The 19259-nt window shown below is 71.6% G+C and carries 18 protein-coding genes; 12 read left to right on the top strand and 6 right to left on the bottom strand.

The window, feature by feature from the left end; genetic code table 11:
• Positions 1-20: 20 nt before the first annotated feature.
• Positions 21-617, bottom strand: a complete 597-nt coding sequence (locus N5079_RS08310) for a hemerythrin domain-containing protein (RefSeq protein ID WP_261583008.1) — start codon at positions 615-617, stop codon at positions 21-23.
• Between the two features lie 149 nt (positions 618-766).
• On the opposite strand from N5079_RS08310, the gene N5079_RS08305 reads away from it, so the two are divergent.
• The 3 genes from N5079_RS08305 (at position 767) to N5079_RS08295 (ending at position 2949) form a co-directional block, all read left to right on the top strand.
• Positions 767-1132, top strand: a complete 366-nt coding sequence (locus tag N5079_RS08305) for a hypothetical protein (RefSeq protein WP_261583007.1) — start codon at positions 767-769, stop codon at positions 1130-1132.
• A gap of 81 nt (positions 1133-1213) precedes the next feature.
• Entirely contained in the window at positions 1214-2242 is a 1029-nt protein-coding gene (locus N5079_RS08300) for an ROK family protein (RefSeq protein WP_261583006.1), read from the top strand.
• A 347-nt stretch (positions 2243-2589) separates the two neighbouring features.
• Positions 2590-2949, top strand: a complete 360-nt coding sequence (locus N5079_RS08295) for a hypothetical protein (protein WP_261583005.1) — start codon at positions 2590-2592, stop codon at positions 2947-2949.
• Between the two features lie 19 nt (positions 2950-2968).
• On the opposite strand, the gene N5079_RS08290 is transcribed toward N5079_RS08295, so the two are convergent.
• Entirely contained in the window at positions 2969-3619 is a 651-nt protein-coding gene (locus N5079_RS08290; RefSeq protein ID WP_261583004.1) for an Lrp/AsnC family transcriptional regulator, read from the bottom strand.
• 119 nt (positions 3620-3738) lie between these two features.
• Between N5079_RS08290 and N5079_RS08285 the strand changes: the two genes are divergently transcribed.
• The 6 genes from N5079_RS08285 to N5079_RS08260 are packed head-to-tail and all read left to right on the top strand — an operon-like array spanning position 3739 to position 10020.
• A complete protein-coding gene (locus tag N5079_RS08285) occupies positions 3739-5334 on the top strand; it encodes an ABC transporter substrate-binding protein (protein WP_261583003.1) in 1596 nt (531 codons plus the stop codon).
• A complete protein-coding gene (locus N5079_RS08280) occupies positions 5309-6391 on the top strand; it encodes an ABC transporter permease (RefSeq protein WP_261583002.1) in 1083 nt (360 codons plus the stop codon). Before N5079_RS08285 ends, N5079_RS08280 begins: the two co-directional genes overlap by 26 nt.
• A 53-nt stretch (positions 6392-6444) precedes the next feature.
• Positions 6445-7278 (top strand): ABC transporter permease, encoded by an 834-nt coding sequence (locus tag N5079_RS08275; RefSeq protein ID WP_261583001.1) that lies wholly within the window; start codon positions 6445-6447, stop codon positions 7276-7278.
• Entirely contained in the window at positions 7275-8108 is an 834-nt protein-coding gene (locus N5079_RS08270; protein ID WP_261583000.1) for an ABC transporter ATP-binding protein, read from the top strand. The genes N5079_RS08275 and N5079_RS08270 overlap by 4 nt, the downstream gene beginning before the upstream one ends.
• Entirely contained in the window at positions 8105-9046 is a 942-nt protein-coding gene (locus N5079_RS08265; RefSeq protein WP_261582999.1) for an ABC transporter ATP-binding protein, read from the top strand. The genes N5079_RS08270 and N5079_RS08265 overlap by 4 nt, the downstream gene beginning before the upstream one ends.
• A 5-nt stretch (positions 9047-9051) precedes the next feature.
• Positions 9052-10020, top strand: a complete 969-nt coding sequence (locus tag N5079_RS08260; RefSeq protein WP_261582998.1) for a M24 family metallopeptidase — start codon at positions 9052-9054, stop codon at positions 10018-10020.
• Positions 10021-10436: 416 nt separating this feature from the next.
• Here N5079_RS08260 and N5079_RS08255 read toward each other — a convergent pair whose 3' ends face one another.
• Positions 10437-10907, bottom strand: coding sequence for a hypothetical protein (locus tag N5079_RS08255; protein ID WP_261582997.1), 471 nt, complete (start codon positions 10905-10907; stop codon positions 10437-10439).
• A gap of 361 nt (positions 10908-11268) precedes the next feature.
• On the opposite strand from N5079_RS08255, the gene N5079_RS08250 reads away from it, so the two are divergent.
• Together N5079_RS08250 and N5079_RS08245 are read left to right on the top strand one after the other, a co-directional pair.
• A complete protein-coding gene (locus N5079_RS08250; RefSeq protein WP_261582996.1) occupies positions 11269-15894 on the top strand; it encodes a cation-translocating P-type ATPase in 4626 nt (1541 codons plus the stop codon).
• 104 nt (positions 15895-15998) lie between these two features.
• Complete coding sequence (locus N5079_RS08245; RefSeq protein ID WP_261582995.1) at positions 15999-16124, top strand: hypothetical protein; 126 nt, start codon at positions 15999-16001, stop codon at positions 16122-16124.
• 100 nt (positions 16125-16224) lie between these two features.
• On the opposite strand, the gene N5079_RS08240 is transcribed toward N5079_RS08245, so the two are convergent.
• Positions 16225-16419 carry a CsbD family protein gene (locus tag N5079_RS08240; protein WP_261582994.1) on the bottom strand — a complete coding sequence of 65 codons (195 nt, stop codon included), beginning with the start codon at positions 16417-16419 and terminating at the stop codon, positions 16225-16227.
• A gap of 186 nt (positions 16420-16605) precedes the next feature.
• On the opposite strand from N5079_RS08240, the gene N5079_RS08235 reads away from it, so the two are divergent.
• Positions 16606-17061, top strand: coding sequence for an SPW repeat protein (locus N5079_RS08235; RefSeq protein WP_261582993.1), 456 nt, complete (start codon positions 16606-16608; stop codon positions 17059-17061).
• 102 nt (positions 17062-17163) lie between these two features.
• Here N5079_RS08235 and N5079_RS08230 read toward each other — a convergent pair whose 3' ends face one another.
• Together N5079_RS08230 and N5079_RS08225 are read right to left on the bottom strand one after the other, a co-directional pair.
• Positions 17164-17922, bottom strand: coding sequence for a polysaccharide deacetylase family protein (locus N5079_RS08230; RefSeq protein ID WP_261582992.1), 759 nt, complete (start codon positions 17920-17922; stop codon positions 17164-17166).
• The gene (locus tag N5079_RS08225; RefSeq protein ID WP_261582991.1) at positions 17919-19187 is read right to left on the bottom strand and encodes a YncE family protein; all 1269 of its coding nucleotides are present in this window, start codon (positions 19185-19187) and stop codon (positions 17919-17921) included. The genes N5079_RS08230 and N5079_RS08225 overlap by 4 nt, the downstream gene beginning before the upstream one ends.
• Positions 19188-19259: the final 72 nt, after the last annotated feature.

The following is a 19259-nucleotide window of genomic DNA, read 5'->3' as shown; positions in this document are numbered from 1 at the left end:
CGTACGACATGGATGTCCTGTCAGCCGCCGCCCCTGCCTATGGCGCCCAGGGTGTTGCGGATGATGTCGCGGGCGCGGTCGAGGACGGCGACCGGCGGCCCGAGCAGCAGGTTCCTGGTCGCCGACTCCACGCCGGGATGAGGGTGGGTCGGCCCGAGCGCCTGGGCCGCCCTCACGGCCACGGCCATCGCCCTGCGCTCCGCCGAGGTCGTGTGCGCCCGCAGCTGGGTGAATTCGTAACGCTCCTCGGCACGGGCGTGCGACAGCACCGCCACGCGGAGCAGGTCGAGGATGCCCGGGAACTCCGGGTCCATGGGGCCCTTGCGCTCCAGCCAGGAGAGCAGCCGCTTGGCCTCGTTCTCCTCCTTCAGCCGGTCGGCGACGACCGCGCCGCCGCCCTCGAACTTGCGGCGGGCGTACGGGTGGACGAATTCCTCTTCGGCCGTCTCGTGGACGGCCAGGAGGCGCACCAGCCTCCGGAACGGTTCACGCCGCCGCTCCGGGGCCGCGCGCTCCACCTCGTCGAACAGGTCCCTGATCATGGCGTGCTGGTGCAGGAGGAGGTCGATGACGTCGCCCTCCCGCATCACCTCCGGAACCTGGCGGGCTTGGGCCATGGGGCTCTCCCTTCGAAGATCGGTTGGCTGCACCGGTTCGCAGGTCCATACCCGCCCAAACTATGGCAAATCGCCCATAAGACGCCGACGGGGAGTAAAGAATGAATCCGAGCGGGCGGGTAGGGACGTCGCCTGGAGGTGTGAGACCGATGACCGTGACCAAGTTCCACGATTTCCCGCTCGCCGATCGGGAGCACGACTGGGACGGCGACGCCGCCGAGAAGAGGGTGCGCGACTGGGCGGGCGCGGAGGACGGCCCCAACGCCAAGTACCGCGACGCGCACGTCTGGTACGACGGGGACCGGCCGGACAAGTTCGGGAGCTACAAGCTGCTGATCGCCGACGTGATCGGCGGCAAGCTGAAGGCCGTCCCCCGCGCGGTGATGGCCGCCGGGGCCGTCATGCAGGGCGCACGTGGCGGCGTCGACCTGCCCAAGGAGGACATCGAGCGGGTCAAGTCCCACCTGGCGAAGTACTACGCCAAGATGGGCGAGGCGCCGCCCTGGGAGCGCTGACCGAGACTGCCGGCGTGTGCCTTGGGAGCCATCATCTCGTAGTCTTCGCTCTGACACGCGCGGACACAAAGGAACTCCCCCATGGCATATGAAGGGTCCTGGGTCGTCGTCGGCCTGGACAACGGCGGCACCAGCAACAACACGACTGTCCTCGACGCGTCGGGGCGGTTCCTGGTGGACCGGCTGGTAGAGACCCCCAGCCTGGTGAAGGAGGGCCCCGAGGTGGCCGTCGAGCGGCTCGTCCACGCGCTCGGCAACGTGCTGGAACTGACCGGCACGCCGCTGTCCCAGGTGCGCGCCGTGGGGCTGGACACACCCGGTCCCGCGAGCGCGGACGGCGTGATCTCCTCGAAGGGCGCCACGAACTTCGTCGATCCCGGCTGGTACGGCTTCGACTTCCGGGGCGCGCTGGAGGCCCGGCTGGAACTGCCGGTGATCTACAACAACGACGGCAACGCCGCCGCGCTCTACGCCCACCACGTGCACTTCGGCCCGGACTCCTGGCAGCACTCCTCCGTGTCCGCGATCGTCGGCACCGGGCTCGGCGGTGGCGTGATCGAAGCCGGGCAGGTGGTCAAGGGCGCGGCCGGGATGGCGGGCGAGCTCGGCCACGTCCACATCCCGCTGCACGGCCTCCTGGAGGAGGGGCAGCCGCTGCCCGAGTGCAACTGCGGCTTCATCGGCGACGCCGAGAGCGTCGCCTCCCTGACGGGCATCGAGAAGAACCTGCTGCCCTACTGGCTGACCCGCTTCCCCGATCACGAGCTGGCCCGGGCCGAGTCCGTCGGTAAGGCCGCGAAGCTGCTGCGCGGCTACGGCGAGAACGGCGACCCCCTCGCGCTCAAGGTCTTCGAGCAGCAGGCGATGGCGATCGGCCGGCTGTTCACGATCGCGGCCAACTTCACCGACCCCAGCGCGTACTTCCTGGGCGGCGGCGTGGTCGAGGCGGCGCCGCACTTCCGGGAGTGGTTCCTGGAAACGGTCCGCGAGCACACGCTGCTCCGCGAGGAGCAGCGGCGCGTGGCCACTGTGGCGCTCGTGCGAGACCTCGACATGGCCGGAGCACGAGGCGCCGCCCTCGCCGCGCTCTCCCAAATCGTCGGCCGCTGACCTCACAGTTTCCCCCGCCTTCAGGGCGTCCACCCAGCACCCTCCCACACAGTGGGCTACCGCGATGTCACGTAACGCGGTCAGTGCGGCATGACCATGCGGCCTTTCTCGTGCCCGCGAGTCCCGGAGACAGGATGAGCTCGAGTAGCACGCCCAGCAGCACCGCGCCGAGCCCGCCCAGCGCCCAGACCCGCCATCGCGAACGCGCTCTCCTGCCTGGCGGGCCTGCTCCTTCCCGCCTCGTACGGCTGAGCCTTCCTGGACGTATCACTACGCCTGACAGTGATTGTGAGAGAAACGTCCAGCCCGAGTTGCGCTCTCGCGGAAGACCGGCACGATGCGGTGTCGTGAACGACGTCGTAAATGACAAGGACCTCCTCAACGGCCGCAGATTCGTCATGGTCAGCTCGACGGCGAGCTCCGTCGACCCGGTCGATCCCACCCGGTTCGAATACGAGGAGTCCGGTGGGGTCATCTGGGGAAGCTACGCCGGCGACACCGTGATACACGGCCACTTCGTCGGCACCCGAGACGCCGACCGGATCGAGCTTTCCTACGTCCACCTGCTCAAGAACGGCCAGCGCGCGGGCGGGCAGAGCAGCAGCCGCATCGAGACCCTGGCCGACGGCGGTCTGCGGCTGGTCGAGGAGTTCCAGTTCGCCGGCGACGACGCCACGCACGTCAGCGTGTGCGCCGAGATCCGCTGACCAGCGAGATCCCCTGTTCTCAGGGCTCCTTTCGCAGGGAGGCGCGGCCCTCGGCGGCGCCGACGAAGCGGGTCATGCCTAGCGGCACCGGATCCTGCGCGGGCTCGGGGACGGGCCGGCGGGGCGGCTGGCCGGGGCCCCGGTCCTTGGGCAGGTCGCTGGGCAGGACATAGGGCCGCCTGAGCACCTCGTCGAGGATGAACACCGTCTCGGTGGCCTTGACCGCCGGGATGCCGGCGAGCCTCTCGGTGACCATGGTGTGCACGGCGGACACGTCCGCCACCCTGACCTGGATCATGGCGTCGTGCTGGCCGGTGGTGATCGCGCAGTACTCCACCTCGGGCATCTGGGCGAGCTGGGCGCGGAACTGCCGCCACATCTGCTGCCGGACGGTCACGAAGATCAGCGCGGTGATGCCGAGCCCGGCGCGGGCGTGGTCGATCTCGGCGGTGAACCGCCTGATCGCGCCGTCGGCGCGGAGCGCCTCGAAGCGCGTGTACGCGTTGGCCCGGGAGATGCCGACCCGCTCGGCGAGCGCCGCCACCGAGATCCGCCCGTTCTCCCGGAGCACTTCGAGGATCTTCAGGTGGGTGTCGTCGAGCTCGAGGCCGATGCCGATCCGTCCAGGCCTGCCACCATCCTGGCCCGAGTTCCTTGACATTTCGGTCATCATCAAATCCTCCATGTGAGTTTCGTCTCGGCTTGGCCTTATGAGCTGGACTTTCTGCCGGACAATCCTGGACGATCGGCGACCAAACGTCTACATGGCCCATTTTCGGAGGACACAGAATGGCGACCCGTTCGCGGCAGGCAGCCCTGCTGCCGGTGGTGCTCACCGGCTTCCTCGCCCTTGCCGCCTGCTCCGGTGGCGGCTCGTCCAGCAGTCAGAGCTCCCCGGGCGGCGGCGCGGGCAAGACGCTCGTGATCGACACCTCCTTCAACCTCAAGACCGCGGACCCGGGGCGGACCTACGAGCCGACCGGCCTGATCGTCGGCAAGGCGGCCTATGACACGCTGCTGACCTTCAACGGCGGCGATCTGACCAAGCCGGTGCCGGACCTCGCCGAGTCCTACGACATGTCGTCCGACGGCACCAAGCTGACGCTCAAGCTGCGGCAGGGCGCCACCTTCGCCGACGGCTCCCCCGTCACCGCCGACGACGTGGTCTTCTCGCTGACCCGCGTGCGCGACATGAAGGGCACGCCGTCGTTCCTGCTCGACGGGGTGGAGATCGCCAAGACCGACGAGACGACGATCACGCTCACGTCGAAGACCCCCAACCCCGCGCTGCCGTTCATCCTGCCGAACCCCGCGCTCGGCATCCTCAACTCCAAGGTCGCCAAGGAGCACGGGGCCACCACGGACACGGCCGACAAGGCCGAGCAGTACCTGAACTCCGCGTCCGCGGGCTCGGGGCCGTACACGATCGAGTCGCTCAACGTGAGCAGCGAGGTCGTGCTGAAGCGGAACGCGAAGTACTGGGGCGCCCGCAAGCCGGTCTACGACAAGGTCGTCATCCGCAACGTTCAGGCGGCGACGCAGAAGCTCAACGTCCAGCGCGGGGACAGCCAGGTCGCGCTGGACCTGTCGGGCGACCAGCTCGCCGGCATCTCGGGCGGCCTCCAGGTCACCAAGACGGCCTCGGCCAACGTGGTGTTCCTGCTGGCGAACCAGGACCCGTCGGTCAGCAAGGTCACCTCCAGCCCCAAGTTCGCGGAGGCGGTCCGCAAGGGCCTCGACTACCCGGGCCTGCTGGAACTCGCGGGCGAGGGCTCGGTGCAGGCGCCCGGCGTGATCCCGTCGATGCTGCTCGGCGCGCTGCCGGCGGACCAGGTCGTCAAGCGCGACGTCGAGGGCGCCAAGGCCGCGCTCAAGGAGAGCGGCGCGGCGAACCCGACGGTCAAGTTGGAGTACCCGAGCGAGCTGACCGTGAACGGGCTGTCCCTGCAGCCCGTCGCCGAGCGGATCCAGGCCAACCTCAAGGAGGTCGGCATCACCGTGGAGCTGGCGCCTTCTCCGGTCACGACGGCGCTGGACAACTACCGCAACGGCAAGGAGCAGCTCGGCCTGTGGTACTGGGGCCCGGACTACCCGGACCCGAGCGACTACCTGGCCTTCCTGCCCGGCAAGCTGGTCGGCCTGCGGGCCGGGTGGAAGGCCGGGGCGGACAAGGAGCTGGAGGCGGCCGGTGAGAAGGCGGCCACCACGGTGGGCGACGACGCCCGCAAGCAGGCCTACGTCGACATCCAGACGAAGCTCAACGCCTCCGGCCCGTTCATCCCGCTCATCCAGCCGAGCCAGAACATCGTGACGGCGGCCTCCGTCACGGGCCTCACGTACAACCCGGTGTGGACCGTCGATGTCGCCGACCTCGGCACCAAGTAAAACGGGCAAGGCACCCAGTAGGGCTTCGCGCAAGAGGAGCCCGCTGGCCCGGTTCCTGGTCCGCAGGGTCGTCACCGCGCTGCTGCTGGCGCTCGGGATCACGCTGGTCACGTTCGTGCTGACCAACCTGGTCCCGGGCGACCCGGTGTCGGCCAACCTCGGCCAGCGGGCGCTCGGGGACCCGGCGATCGTGGCCCAGTGGCGGGCGGACCACGGCCTCGACAAGCCGCTCCCGCAGCAGTACCTGCTGTATCTCGGCGGCCTGGTCCACGGCGACCTCGGGGAGAGCCAGCAGAGCCACCGCCCGGTCAGCGAGGACCTGGCCGACTTCGTGCCGGCCACGCTCGAGCTGGCGGGGGCCGCGATCCTGGTCTCCCTCGTGCTGGGCGTGGCGTTCGGCGTGTTCGCGGCGCTGCGCCGGGACCGGCTACCCGACCACGTGCTGCGCGTCCTGAGCCTGGTGGGCATCTCGGTGCCGACGTTCTGGCTGGCGCTGGTGGCGTTCTACATCTTCTTCTACCGGCTGCAGGTCACGCCGGGCAGCGGCCGGATCGACCCGGGCATGACCGCTCCGCCGCACGTCACGGGCCTTTACACGATCGACTCCGCGCTCGCGGGCCAGTGGGACGTGTTCTCGTCCGCCATCGGGCACCTGATCGCTCCGGCGCTCGTGCTGGCCCTCTACACGATCGGCCTGCTCACCCGCTTCACCCGATCGGCGGTGCTGGAGGTGCTCGGGCAGGACTACGTGCGCGCGGCCCGCGCGAAGGGCCTGCCGGGACGGGTGATCCTGTTCCGGTACGTCGTGCGCCCGGCGCTCGTGCCGATCATCACGGTGGCCGGTCTCGCGTTCGGCAGCCTGCTGTCCGGCACGGTCCTCGTCGAGGCGGTCTTCGCGTGGCCCGGCGTCGGCCAGTACGCCTACAAGAGCGCCACGACCCTCGACCTGCCCGCCGTCATGGGCGTCGGCCTGGTGGTGGGCGGGGTCTACCTGATCATCAACCTCGTCGTCGACGTCCTGTACGGCGTCATCGACCCGAGAGTGAGGGTCTCGTGAAACGACGTGCGGGTCTCCGTGGGAGTCTGACAGGTGGGAGCCTGACCGCGCGATTGCCGGAGGCATGGCGGCAGCCCCTCGCGGTCGCCGGGGGCGTCGTGGCGGTCGCCTGGATCGTGGTCGCGCTCGCCGCTCCCCTGCTGGCGCCGCACGATCCGCTCGCCCAGGACCTGCCGCGGCTCGCGCCGCCGGGCTCCGGGCACTGGTTCGGCACCGACCAGCTCGGCCGGGACGTCCTCAGCAGGGTGATGTACGGCGCGCGGGTCTCGATCCCGCTCACGCTGCTCCTCGTGGTGCTGTCGGTCCTGATCGGGGGCCTGCTGGGAGCCGTCGCCGGATATTTCGGTAAGTGGGCGGATGAGACGATCATGCGGCTGGCCGACCTCGTGTTCGCCTTCCCCACCGTGATCCTCGCCATGGTCGTGGCGGCCGCCCTGGGGGCGAGTCTGACCAACGCCGTGCTCGCCGTGCTGGTCGTCGCCTGGCCCGCCTACGCCCGCGTGACCCGCGGGCTCGTGCTGGGCGTGCGGGGGCGCGAGTTCGTGGTGAGCGGCCGGCTTCTCGGGTTCTCCGCGTGGCGGTCCCTGCGGGTCGACGTCCTGCCCAACGTCACGGGCCCCGTCCTGGTGCTCGCGACCCTCGACATCGGCACCGCGCTGCTGCTGCTGTCCGGCCTGTCGTTCCTCGGCCTCGGCGCGAAGCCCCCCTCCCCGGAATGGGGCGCGATGGTCGCCTCGGGCGTGGAGGTGTTCGACAGCTGGTGGGTCGCGACGTTCCCCGGCCTGGCCATTCTGACCGTGGTCCTGGCGTTCAACTTCCTCGGCGACACGCTGCGGGACGCGCTCGACCCCCGGACCGCCCGCGCCATCAAGGAGCGTGCGCTGTGACGCTCACGATCAGTGCCCTCAAGGTCTCCATCGGCGGCTCCGAGATCCTGCACGGCGTCGACCTGGAAGTCCGGGCCGGCCGCGTGCACGGCCTGGCCGGCGAGAGCGGCTCGGGCAAGACCATGACCGGCCTCGCCGTGCTGGGCCTGCTCCCCCACGGATCCCGTACGGCCGGCCGGATCGAGCTGGCGGGCCGCGACCTGCTGGGCCTGTCCACCAAGGAGCTCAACGTCGTGCGCGGCGCGGAGATCGCCATGGTGTTCCAGGACCCGGCGACCAGCCTCCACCCGATGCTGACCGTCGGCCGCCAGCTCACCGAGCACATGCGCCACCACCTCGGCCTCGGCGCGAAGGAGGCGCGGGCCAGGGCCCTCGAACTGCTCGCCAAGGTGCGGATCCCCGGCCCGGAGGCGGCGATCGACCGCTACCCGCACCAGTTCTCCGGCGGCATGCGGCAGCGGATCGCGATCGCGATCGCGCTGGCCTGCGAGCCGAAGGTGCTCATCGCCGACGAGCCCACGACCGCGCTCGACGTGACCGTGCAGGCGGGCGTCCTCCGGCTGCTCCGCGGTCTCTGCGACGACCTCGGCCTGGCCGTGCTGCTCGTCACGCACGACCTGGGCGTGATGTCGGCGGTCGCGGACGAGGTGAGCGTGATGAAGGACGGTCTGGTCGTGGAGACGGGGCCGCGCGGGCAGGTGCTGCGCGAGCCCCGCCACCCCTACACCCGCGCCCTGCTGGACGCCCTCCCCGGCGAGACCGTCGGGACCGGGACGCCGGGCCGCGAAACGCCGGGCCAGGATCTGACTCTTGGGGGGGAGCCGCGATGACGCTGTTGACCGTGGACGATCTGGTCGTCGAGCACCGCGCGCCCGGCCGTCCCCATGTGCGTGCCGTCGCGGGGGCCAGCCTGACCGTCGAGGCCGGGGAGGTGGTCGGTCTCGTCGGCGAGTCCGGATGCGGCAAGTCGACCCTGGCCCGCGCGGTCTGCGGCCTCCACCCGGCCGCCTCCGGGAAGATCGAGGTCGGCGGCCACCTCGTCACCCCGCTCGGCCTGCGCCGCCGGGACCGGACGCTGACCGGGGTCCAGATGGTCTTCCAGGACCCCTACGCCTCGCTCAACCCGCGCCGCCGGGTGGGAGCCCAGATCGCCGACGGGCTCCGTACGGCGGGTGACACGGCGACCACCCCGGCCGACCTGCTGGAACGGGTGGGGCTGCCGCGCGACTTCGCCCGGCGGTTCCCGCACGAGTTCTCCGGCGGCCAGCGGCAGCGGATCGCGATCGCCAGGGCTCTGGCGGCCGGGCCGTCCCTGCTGATCGGGGACGAGCCGATCTCCGCGCTCGACGCCTCGGCCCAGTCGCAGGTGGCGAGGCTCATGCGCGACCTGGCCGTGGAGTCCGGCGCGGGCCTGCTGTTCATCAGCCACGACCTGTCCGTGGTGCGGCTGATCGCGGACCGGATCGCGGTGATGTATCTCGGGAAGATCGTGGAGACCGGGCCGACGGCCGAGGTCTGGGCCGATCCGAGACATCCGTACACCCGGGCCCTGCTCGGCGCGATCCCCGCCCCGGACGGCGCGGGCGTGCTCCCGGCGGAGCTGCCGGGAGACGTTCCGGACCCGGCCGATCCGCCCTCGGGCTGCCGGTTCCACCCGCGCTGCCCGCTCGTGATGGACATCTGCCGGGATCGGGAGCCCGAGTTCGGCCCGGTCGCCTGCTGGCTGCACGAACCCACGACGAGGCCGGCGACGACCGGACCGGCCTGAACGGCATGATCGAGGATGTGCGGGCGGGAATGGCCGAGGCGGGGGCCGATGCCCTGGTGCTGCGCCCCTCCCCCGATTTCCGCTATCTGGGCGGCCGTGGGGGCGGCTACCTGGTCCTAACCCCCGACGGGCCGCTCAGCACGGTGGCCGCTCCCGCCGAGGCGGCGGCGCTCATCCCCTCGTCGGCCCGCCGTGTGGCCGTCGATCCCGAGATGCGGGCGTCGGAGCTGTTCGCGCTGGGGCTGGACACCGAGCTGATGCTGGCGTCGGCCGTGCTGGCCCCGCTGCGGCTGCGGAAGCGGCCGGAGGAGGTGGCCGCGATGCGGCGTGCGGCCTCGGCGGCGGACGCGGTGCTGCTGTCCGCTCGCGAGCTTGCGTGGTTCGGCGCGACCGAGCGGGCGATGGCCTTCCGGCTCCGGGCCGTGCTCGCGGAGACCGGCTGCGAGGACGTGATCTCCGTCGTCGTCGCGGCCGGCGAGCACACGGCCGTCGCCGCGCACACGCCCTGCGACCGGGTGATCAATCCGGGGGACGCGCTGCTCGTCTCGGTGTGCGGCCGGTGGGACGGCTACTGCGCGGAGGTCGCCCGGGTCTTCGCGGTGGCCGAGCCGCCCGACGACTTCGAGGCGATGTACTCCGTGGTCCTCTCCGCACAGCACGCCGCGCTGGAGGCCGTACGGCCCGGCGTCCCGGCCGCCGAGCCCGCCAGGATCGCCAGGGAGGTGATCGACGGCAGCGGTTACGGGCACTACGCCGCCGGACGGCAGGCGCGCGGCATCGGGCTCAGCCCCGAGGAGGGCCCCCGGCCCGCGTCGGACGAGGTCTTCTCGCCCGGTATGACGGTGTGCCTGGAACCGGGCATCTTCCTGCCCGAGCTGTTCGGCGCCAGGGTGGCGGACGTCGTGGTGTGCGGCTCTCGGGGGCCGGAACCCCTGAGCCTGAGCTCGCCGTCCCTCCATGTCATGGATCGCTGAGGCGCCTGCCCCAGACCACGATGGATCCTGCAAAAGTGGGCAAATAACACCTGTAAGCAGCAGAAACCCCTGATATCACGACGGAGGATGGATAGGTCGTTCTCACTCGTGGACCTCACGGGTGGCTAGACCAGCCCCACCGTCACATCGGGGAGTTCCCTCGGGGGAGGAACCATGACAGTGACCCAGACGACACGTCCGTCCCGCGCGCGTACGGCGCCCGAACCGCCCCGGCCCGCGATGGCGGAGGACACGAGTCACCAGTTCAACCTGAACCTGCCCTTCCTGCGCATCCAGGTAAGGCCGCCGGAGCTGCATCTGCCGCATGTGGAGCTGCCGCATGTCAGCCGGCGCGAGATGGGGCAGGCCATGGACATCGCGCGCACCTTCCTGCCTCCGCCCGAGCGGGTGGTCTACTACGGCGGGCTCGGCGCGCTCGCGGTCCTCGGCTTGATCGACTGGCCGGTGGCGGCCGCTATCGGCGCGGGGACGATGATCGCGCAGCGCACCCGCGAGCAGCGCTGGTCCCCTCTGCGCGGGCAGAGGGACACCACGCCTCCGAGGACCACGCGGACCGCCGAGCGTCCGGCCGAACAGGCGGCCGAGGGCGCCGGCGCGGAGGCGCGGCCGAGGACGGCTACGAGAGCGGGCGCGGCCTCAAGAACCGCGAAGCCCAGAACGCGGGCGACGCCGGGAGCCGGCACGACGTCCCGAGCAGGCACAGCGTCCAGAGCCGGGACGGCGTCCAGGGCCGGGACGACCTCGGGAGCGGGGACCACGTCCAGAGCGAGGACGTCCCGGACCGAGACGGCGTCAGGGACAGAGCCGAGGACAGAGACCGGGAGGCAGCCGAGGAGCACCGCGACCGCACGCTCCGGCACATCCACCAGGTAACGGCACGCAGGCCACGCCCACCCCGTCATGACAGGTCGCGGCGGGGCGTGGCTTCCCGCATGCCAGACGTATGCACGGACGTACGCGCCGTCAAGCACTCGCCGCGGACGCACTTGCCGGCGCGGACGCGCAGTGGCTTATCCACCGTGGGGAACGCCGCGCGGGCGAATGCCATATGACGAACGCCATGTGAGGGCACGCGTACGGCGGACGCCGGGTGAGGGATGTGCTCGCCGGCTCGCCCCGCCCAGCCGTGGCCCGGCAGGAGTCGCCCTGCGTCTCTGATGGGCATTCGTGTAGGCCGGACCGATCACCCGTGGCCGGTCCGAGGATCCCGTCGCGCCTTCCAAACCTTTGACCACCGGAGACGACATGTGGCCGTTCGGCTCGCTGTCCGCTGAATCGCTGCCGGCACTGGTGCGCGGCCAGGTGCTCAGTTTGATGCCCGACCCCGTTCTGAGCCTGATCCCACTTGCTCGCCGTACGCGGGCCTGCGCGGGCGGAGTGCGCATCGCCCTGAACGCGATCGGCGGCCCGGGCACCGAGCAGGCCGCCCGCTGTCTCGAAGACCGGCTCCTGGCGGCGGGGATGGCGCGGGCGGAGGTCAACGGCGCGCTCGGCTGCGTCTTCGTCGCCTGCGAGGCGGCCACCGTCGACATGGCCAAGCTGCTGGCCATCGTGGAGGAACTCGACGCCGACGCCGACGCCGAACTCGATGACGATGACGATGACGATGACGATGACGAACTGTACGGCGACGCGGACGACACGGACGACACGGACGACACGGACGACACGGACGACGCCGACGGCCCATCCGATACAGGCGATGCCGAGCCTTCGGGGAACGCGGCGGCGGCTCAAGGTGAGACTGACGAGGGGGCCTGGGCGCGGGACGCTCGCGAACATCACGCACGGGCCGCGCTGAGCCTCGCCGGCAGCCTCGCCGGGACCGGCCTGGCCCTCGCGGGCCGCGTCACGCACGTCTGGCGGCTGCCCCCTACTCTTCCCACACTCGTCCAGCTCGCGGAGCACACCCCGAGGGTGCGCCGGGGACTGGAGCGCCGCATCGGCGTGCACGCCGCTGACCTGCTGTTCGCCACCACGCGGCTCGTCACCCAGACGCTGGGCCAGCGGCCGACGGGGCTGCTGGTGGACGCTCTGGCGGCGGCCGGGCGGTACGCCGAGGCCCGTGCGGGGCTCGACGCCTGGTCGCGGCGGGAGGCGGAGTTCGCCGGTCGCGCGGGCGGCTACCGCCATGTCCGACCGGCGAAGGCGCCGCGGCCCGCGCCTGTGCCCCGCGGAGCGATCGAGCGGTACTGCGACATGGCGAGCCCGGTCTCGCTGGCGGCCCACGGCCTGACGCTCGTCGCGAGCCGGAGCCATTCGCGGGCGCTGTCCGTGCTCATCACAGGGACGCCGAAGTCGGCGCGCGCCGGCCGGGACGCCTTCACGAGCGCCGTGGGCCGGGCGCTGGCGAGACGCGGCGGCCTCGTCCTCAGCCGGCACGCCCTGCGCCGCATGGACCGCGTGGACACGGTCGTGCTGGACGCGGCGGCGCTGACCACCGGAGCATGGACGATCGAGGCGGTGGTCCCCCTCGTCCGCGAACCGGACCTTGAGGAGCTCCATGCCCGGCTCTACACGCTGCTCGATCTGACCGACCCCACGGCCCGGCGGGAGTATGACGGCTGGGAGGCGGAGCCGTACGCCGGGAAGGACCGGCCCGCGCAGTTGGCGCACTGGCGTGAGCTGGGCATCCGCCCGGTCGCGGTGGGGCGGGACGGTTCCGTGGTGGCCCTGGTGGGGCTGGCTCCCGAGCTCCACCCGCTGGCCGGGAGTCTGGTGGACGCGCCGAGGAGCACGTGCCAGGTGCTGATCGCCGGTGGGGAGCCCTGGCTCGGCCGGAGGCTGGCCGCCGACCAGGTCGCGGGCGGCCGGCGCCTCGCGGAGACCGTCCGGACCCTGCAGGCGGAAGGGCATGGCGTGGCCCTGGTGGCGAAGCGGTCGCGGGACGCGCTCCGCCAGGCCGACCTCGGCATCGGCCTGCTCGGACGCCACGTGGCCCGCGACCCCGTGCCCGCGGACCCCTCGCCCAGCCCCCCGGTCGGAGATTCCGTGCCGTGGGACGCGGATGTCCTGGCCGATCTCGACACGGCGCACGTGCTGCTCCGCTGTCTGCCCTCGGCCAGGGCGGTGAGCGAGCTCAGCGTGCGGCTTGCCGCGGCGGCGGCGGTCATCGGGGGCGGCCTCGCGGTGCTGGGCCCCGAGCGCACCGCCGTACGGCGGGCGCATCTCGTGGCCGACGGCACCTCGCTCGCCTCCCTGGCGATGGGGACGTGGTCGGGACGGCGGGCCGGGAACGGCGAGGCGCCGATCACGGCCGACGGCACGCCATGGCATGCGATGACGACGAGAGACGTCCTGACCCGGCTGAACTCCTCCGCCAACGGGTTGAGCGAGGCGGAGGCCGTACAGCGGAGGACCCTGTCCACGCGGCTCGGCGACGCGGGGCCGCAGTCCCTGGCGCGCGCCTCCGTGGAGGAGCTCGCCAACCCGCTGACCCCGGTGCTCGCGGCGGGCGCGGGAGTGTCGGCGGTGATCGGCTCGGTCCTGGACGCCGTGCTGATCGCCGGGGTGATGGTGGTCAACGCCGTGGTCGGCGGGGCGCAGCGGCGCGACGCCGGCCGGGTGCTTCGGACGCTTTCCGAGGCCACCGCCGTGCGGGTACGGCTGCGCCGCCCGGACTGGGACGACGGCGGCAAGGGCGGGGACGGCGGCTGCGCGGCCACCGCCGGGGATCTGGTCGCGGGCGACGTGATCGAGCTGCGCGCGGGCGACGCCGTACCGGCGGACGGCAGGCTGCTCAAGGCGGTCGGCCTGGAGATCGACGAGTCCACGCTGACCGGGGAGTCGCAGCTCGTGGGCAAGGGCACGGCCCCCACCGCCGCGCCCGCGGTGGCCGACCGGAGCTCCATGGTGTACGAGGGCAGCTCGGTGGCCGCGGGGCACGGCCTCGCGGTGGTCGTGGCCACGGGCGAGGAGACCGAGGCGGGCCGGACCGCCAGGCTGGGCCGAGGGGGTCCCCCTCCGAGCGGCGTGGAGATACGGTTGCGGGAGCTGAGCCGCCGCATCCTCCCGGCGGCGATCGGCTCGGGGGTCGTCCTGATGGCCGTCGAGCTGATGCGCGGCTCGTCGCTGTCACGGGCGCTCGGTCCCGCGATCAGTCTGGCGGTCGCGGCCGTTCCGGAGGGTTTGCCCTTCGTCGCGACGCTCGCGGAGCTGGCGGCCGCCAAGAGGCTCTCCGCGCGGAAGGCGCTGGTCCGCAACCCCTCGACGATCGAGGCGCTCGGGCGGGTCGACGTCCTGTGCTTCGACAAGACCGGGACGCTGACCGAAGGGCACATCAGCCTGCGCCGGGTCTCCGACGGCGAGGCCGCGGGCATGGCCGACGGCGTGATGACGCCGCGGCTCCGGCGGGTGGTGGCGGCGGCGCTGCGGGCCGGGCCGAAGTCGGGAGGCGGGCGGGCCCTGGCCCACCCGACCGACCGGGCGGTGGTGGGCGGGGCGGAGAGCCTCGGCGTGACGCCGCAGGAAGGGCTGGCGGAGTGGCGGCGGGTCGACGAGATGCCGTTCGAGCCGGCCCGGGGCTACCACGCCGTCCTCGGCCTGTCGGAATCCGGCCATGTGCTCAGCGTCAAGGGCGCCCCGGAGGTCGTGCTGACCCGGTGCGCGACCCGGCTCCGCGACGGGCGGGAGGTGGAGCTCGACGAGGCGGGCAGGCGGATGCTCGAGGCGGAGGTCGAACGGCTCGCGCTGCGGGGCTACCGGGTGCTCGCCGTGGCCGAGCGGGCCGCCTCAAGCCGCGCCGACCTGGACGAGTCGCGGGTCGACCGGCTGTGCTTCCTCGGGTTCCTCGGTCTCGCCGACCCTGTGCGGCCCACCGCGGCCCGGAGCGTCGAGGGCCTGATGAAGGCCGGTGTCCGCGTCGTCATGCTCACCGGCGACCATCCGAGCACGGCCGAGGCGATCGCCGCCGAGATCAACGCGGTCAACGGGCTGCGGGTCATGACCGGTCCGGAGCTCGACGGGATGGGCGACGACGAGCTGGTGGCGGTGCTGCCGGAGGTGTCGGTCTTCGCGCGCGTCACGCCCACCCACAAGGCGCGGATCGTCTCCGCGCTGCGCCGGTCCGGGAAGGTCGTCGCGGTCACCGGTGACGGGGCCAACGACGTCCCCGCGATCCGCCTCGCCGACGTGGGCGTGGCCCTCGGGTCTCGCGCCACCCCGGCAGCACGGGCCGCCGCCGACATCGTGGTGACCGACGACCGCATCGAGACGATCATCGACGCGATCGCCGAGGGCAGGGCGATGTGGGGCTCGGTCCGCGACGCGCTCGGCATCCTGCTCGGCGGCAACATCGGAGAGATCGTCTTCACCGTCGGGTCGAGCGTGCTGACCGGGCGGAGCGCGCTGAACGCCCGGCAGTTGCTCCTGGTCAACCTGCTCACCGACATGCTGCCCGCCATGGCGGTCGCCGTACGGGCGCCGGACGCCGCCGGCCCGGAGAAGAGCGCCGAGAAGAGCGCCGAGAGGCTGCTGGCCGAGGGGCCGGAAGCGTCGCTGGGGTCGGCCCTGACCCGGGACATCAACGTGCGGGCCGTGACGACGGCCGCCGCGGCGAGCGCCGCGTGGCTGCTCGGCCGGATGACGGGCACCCGCGGCCGGGCGGACACGATCGGGCTGATCGGCCTCGTGTCGGCGCAGCTGCTGCGGACCCTGACGGCGGGAGGAAGGGACCGCACGGTCACCATCGCCGCGTTGTCCTCGATGGGCGCCCTCGCGCTGATCGTCTCGACGCCCGGCCTCAGCCACTTCTTCGGGTCCCGCCCGGTCGGCCCCTTCGGATGGGCCATCGGGCTCGGCTCGGCCGGGGCGGCAGGCCTGCTCGGCCGGATGATCGAGAAGACGTACCCGTAACGGCCACCGATCGTTCACCGAACGGTAACCTGAGCTATGCCGTTTTAGGTATGTTTATGGGACACTATGCCCTGGAACGTAATTTTGTCCCAATGAGGTATCAAGTGTCTGAATTCCTCGCCGCCATCCTCGCCAAGGCGGCTCTGATGCTCCTGGAGGCGCTCCTCATGCGCCTCGTGCAGTCCCTCGTCACGTCCGGGTTCCGCGTCACCTTCCCCCAAGCCGCCTGAGCCCCGCCTCCAGGGAATCACGGCCCCGGGGACGAGCGGACGCGGCACGCGACGATGCCGAGATCTCCAGCCGTCCCTCGTCCCCACGCCTGCCACTTGATCAATCCTTGAAGGCGTCCTTGACCTTGCCGGCGGCGTCCTTGACCTTCTCGCCGGCCTGCTTGACGTGGCTCTTGCTCTGGTCGGCCCGGCCCTCGGCCTCGAGACTCTCGTCGTCGGTGACCTTGCCGAGGCCCTCCTTCGCCTTTCCGGCGAACTCTTCGGCCTTGTTGTTGAACTTGTCCTCGGTCCCCATAGGTTCGCTCCCTCGCGGGTCTCACGGATTCGTGGCGTTCCCCTTTCCCCTGGTGAGGGGCCTAAACACGGGCCCCTCCCAGTAGTGACGCACGTCACCGCCATCCCGAATCAGGATTAAACGGACGAATCAGGCGTAAGGTAGGAAAGAGGGAATCTTCCACGCCTCAGAAGGGTGGTGTGCCAGATGACGCACCCCGCAGACATCGGGACGCATCCGGACATCGTGCAGATGCGCGCACGCTACGAGGCCGCCGCGGCGAATCCGAGGGCGCAGCTGGCCGACGGCCTCACACTGCTGGCGGGCACGTATCTCGCGCTCTCGCCCTGGATCGTCGGGTTCCATAGATTGAGCCCGTTCACCGTCAACAACCTGATCACGGGCATCCTGGTCGCGCTCTTGGCACTCGGGTTCAGCTCGGCGTTTGGCCGCACCTACGGCATCTCCTGGGTCGCACCCGCCATCGGCGTGTGGACCATCGTCGCGCCGTGGGTCATCCGCGGACACGCGACCACGGGGACGGTCGTGAACAACGTGATCACGGGCGCGATCATCCTGCTCCTGGGCCTGGCCACCATGCGGTTCGGCATGGCCGAGCGCGGCCGGCCGGGCGGCGGCGGTTTCCGCAGGCCGACGCCCTAGCGGACACGTCATCCGCGGATCGGCGCTCCTCGCCGCGTCAACCGGCCGGGAGCGCCACCACTCTCTGCGCCACCAGGCTCCGACCGAGGTTGAAACCGAGGTTCACGGTGCCAGGAGCGCTGTCACGGTGACGGGCCGCAGCGCCTTGTGCTTGAGGCCGTCCAGCATCGCGGGCAGGGCGGCAGCCGTACCGGGATGGCCGAGGTGCAGGCTGATGATCGAGCCGGGCCGTACGGCGCTGAGGACGTTGGCCGTCACGGCGGCCGGGCCGGGGTCGGTGTAGTCGAGCGAGTCGACGTCATACGAGAGGCAGGTGCGATAGCCGGCGTCGGCCGACAGCCGGCGGATGAGCGGCGTGGCGACCCGGCTCGCCGACGGCCGGAACCACGAACCGGCCGATCCGGTGAGCGCCCGCAGGCGCGCGGCGCACTCCTCGATCTCCTCGCGAGCGGCGGACGCGTCCATCGTCGAGATGTCGAGGTGATGCTGGGTGTGGTTGCCGAGGTCATGGCCGCCGTCGAGGATGCGCCGGGCGATCGCGGGATACTGGTCGAGCCAGGTGCCGACCGCGAGGATCGTCGCCGCTCCCCCAGTCCGCTCGATCGCCGCGAGGACCTGCTCGGCGAGCCGGCGGGGTCCGGCGCCGTGGAAGGTCAGGGCCACGAGCGGCCGGTTCCGCGGCCCGTGCTCGACCTCGGGCGGGAGCCGGCGGGGCACCGGTCCAGGGGTGGGCACCGGCTTCGTGGCCGGAGCCGGCTCCGGCCGCGCGGCGAGGCCCGGCGCCTGTCCCGAGCAGCCGGACGCCGCCGTCCACAGACCGGCCAGGAGCAGGAACCCGCGCCGCCTCATCGGCGCCTTCATCGGAAGATTCCGGTGTGGCCGAGTGAGTAGCGGCCGGGCTGCGGGTAGACGCACAGTCCGTGCGGCCCGCTGCCCACATGGATCTTGTGGATGAGCCTGCCGGTCACGGTAGAGAACACGTAGACGACACCGTCATAGCGGCCGCTCAGCCAGAGCCTCCGGCCGTCGGCCGACAGGCCGCCCATGTCGGGCGAGCCGCCACCCGGTATGTGCCAGGTGCCGACCACCTCGCGTCTCGCGAACGAGACGACGGAGACCGATCCGGCTCCCCGGTTGGAGACGTAAAGATCTCGGGAGTCGCGGCTGACGTACAGGCCGTGCGCTCCCGCGCCTGTCCTCATGAACCCGATCTTTTTGAAGGTGGCGGCGTCGATAAGCCAGAGCCCGTCCCGGCTCATGTCGGCCACGTAGAACACCGTGCCGTCGGGCGAGAGCTTCACGTCCTGCGGCATGCTCCGTTGGCTCAATTCGATCACGTGCCGCACCCGCGGCCGCTTCCAGTCGATGGCGACGAGCTCGCCGGAGAACTCGCAGCTGGCGAGGAAGACGGAGCCGTCGGCGGTGAAGTCGCCGTGGTTGATCCCGCGGCAGGGCAGTGGCAGCGAATGCTCCAGGCGCATGGTGTGCGGGTCGCGGAGGTCGAGCTCGTTGTTACGCTCCGCCATGACGAGCGCGTAGCGGCCGTCCGGCGTGAAGTACAGGTTGTAGGGATCCTCAACCTGCACAGGCTTGCCGGGTTCACCGGTCCGCGGGTCTATCGGGGTGAGGGAGTTGCCCGTGTTGTTGTTGACCCACAGCGTCTTCAGGTCCCAGGAGGGCACGACGTGCTGCGGGCGGCCGCCGACCGGGAAGTGCCGGATGATCTTGTAGGTCTTCGGGTCGATGACGTCGACGGTGTCGCTCTCGCTGTTGGGAACGTAGACGAGCGAGGGGAAGCCCGCGGCCATCGGGCTGATCATTCCCGGCTTGTCGGCCGCGTAGACGTGGAGCGGCTCGGGCGACGGCGGAGGCGCCGACGGCCTCGCGGCGTGCGGGGGCGGTGTCACGATGGCGGCCGGGGACGTCGGCGGCTCGGGAGCACAGGCCCCGAGCACCACGAGCACCCCGAGCACCCCCGACGCCCCAAGGGCCCCCAGCGCCCCGAGCGCCAAGACGGGCGCCACCGCGAGGGCGCGTCCGCCCATGACGTTCCGCACGACCACGCGCACGCCGACCCCCGTCTCCACCGAGCGGCTCCCGGCGCACGCCCGGACCCGCGTTTCCACGATCACGACGTGCGTGAGCGGCGGGCCAGTGGAACGCTAGCGCTCCAGCCACCTTTCAAGGAGCGCTTTACC

This window comes from Planotetraspora sp. A-T 1434 (assembly GCF_025420585.1).
GTDB lineage: Bacteria > Actinomycetota > Actinomycetes > Streptosporangiales > Streptosporangiaceae > JAOEGB01.
This window is presented reverse-complemented; position numbering and strand designations above follow the sequence as displayed.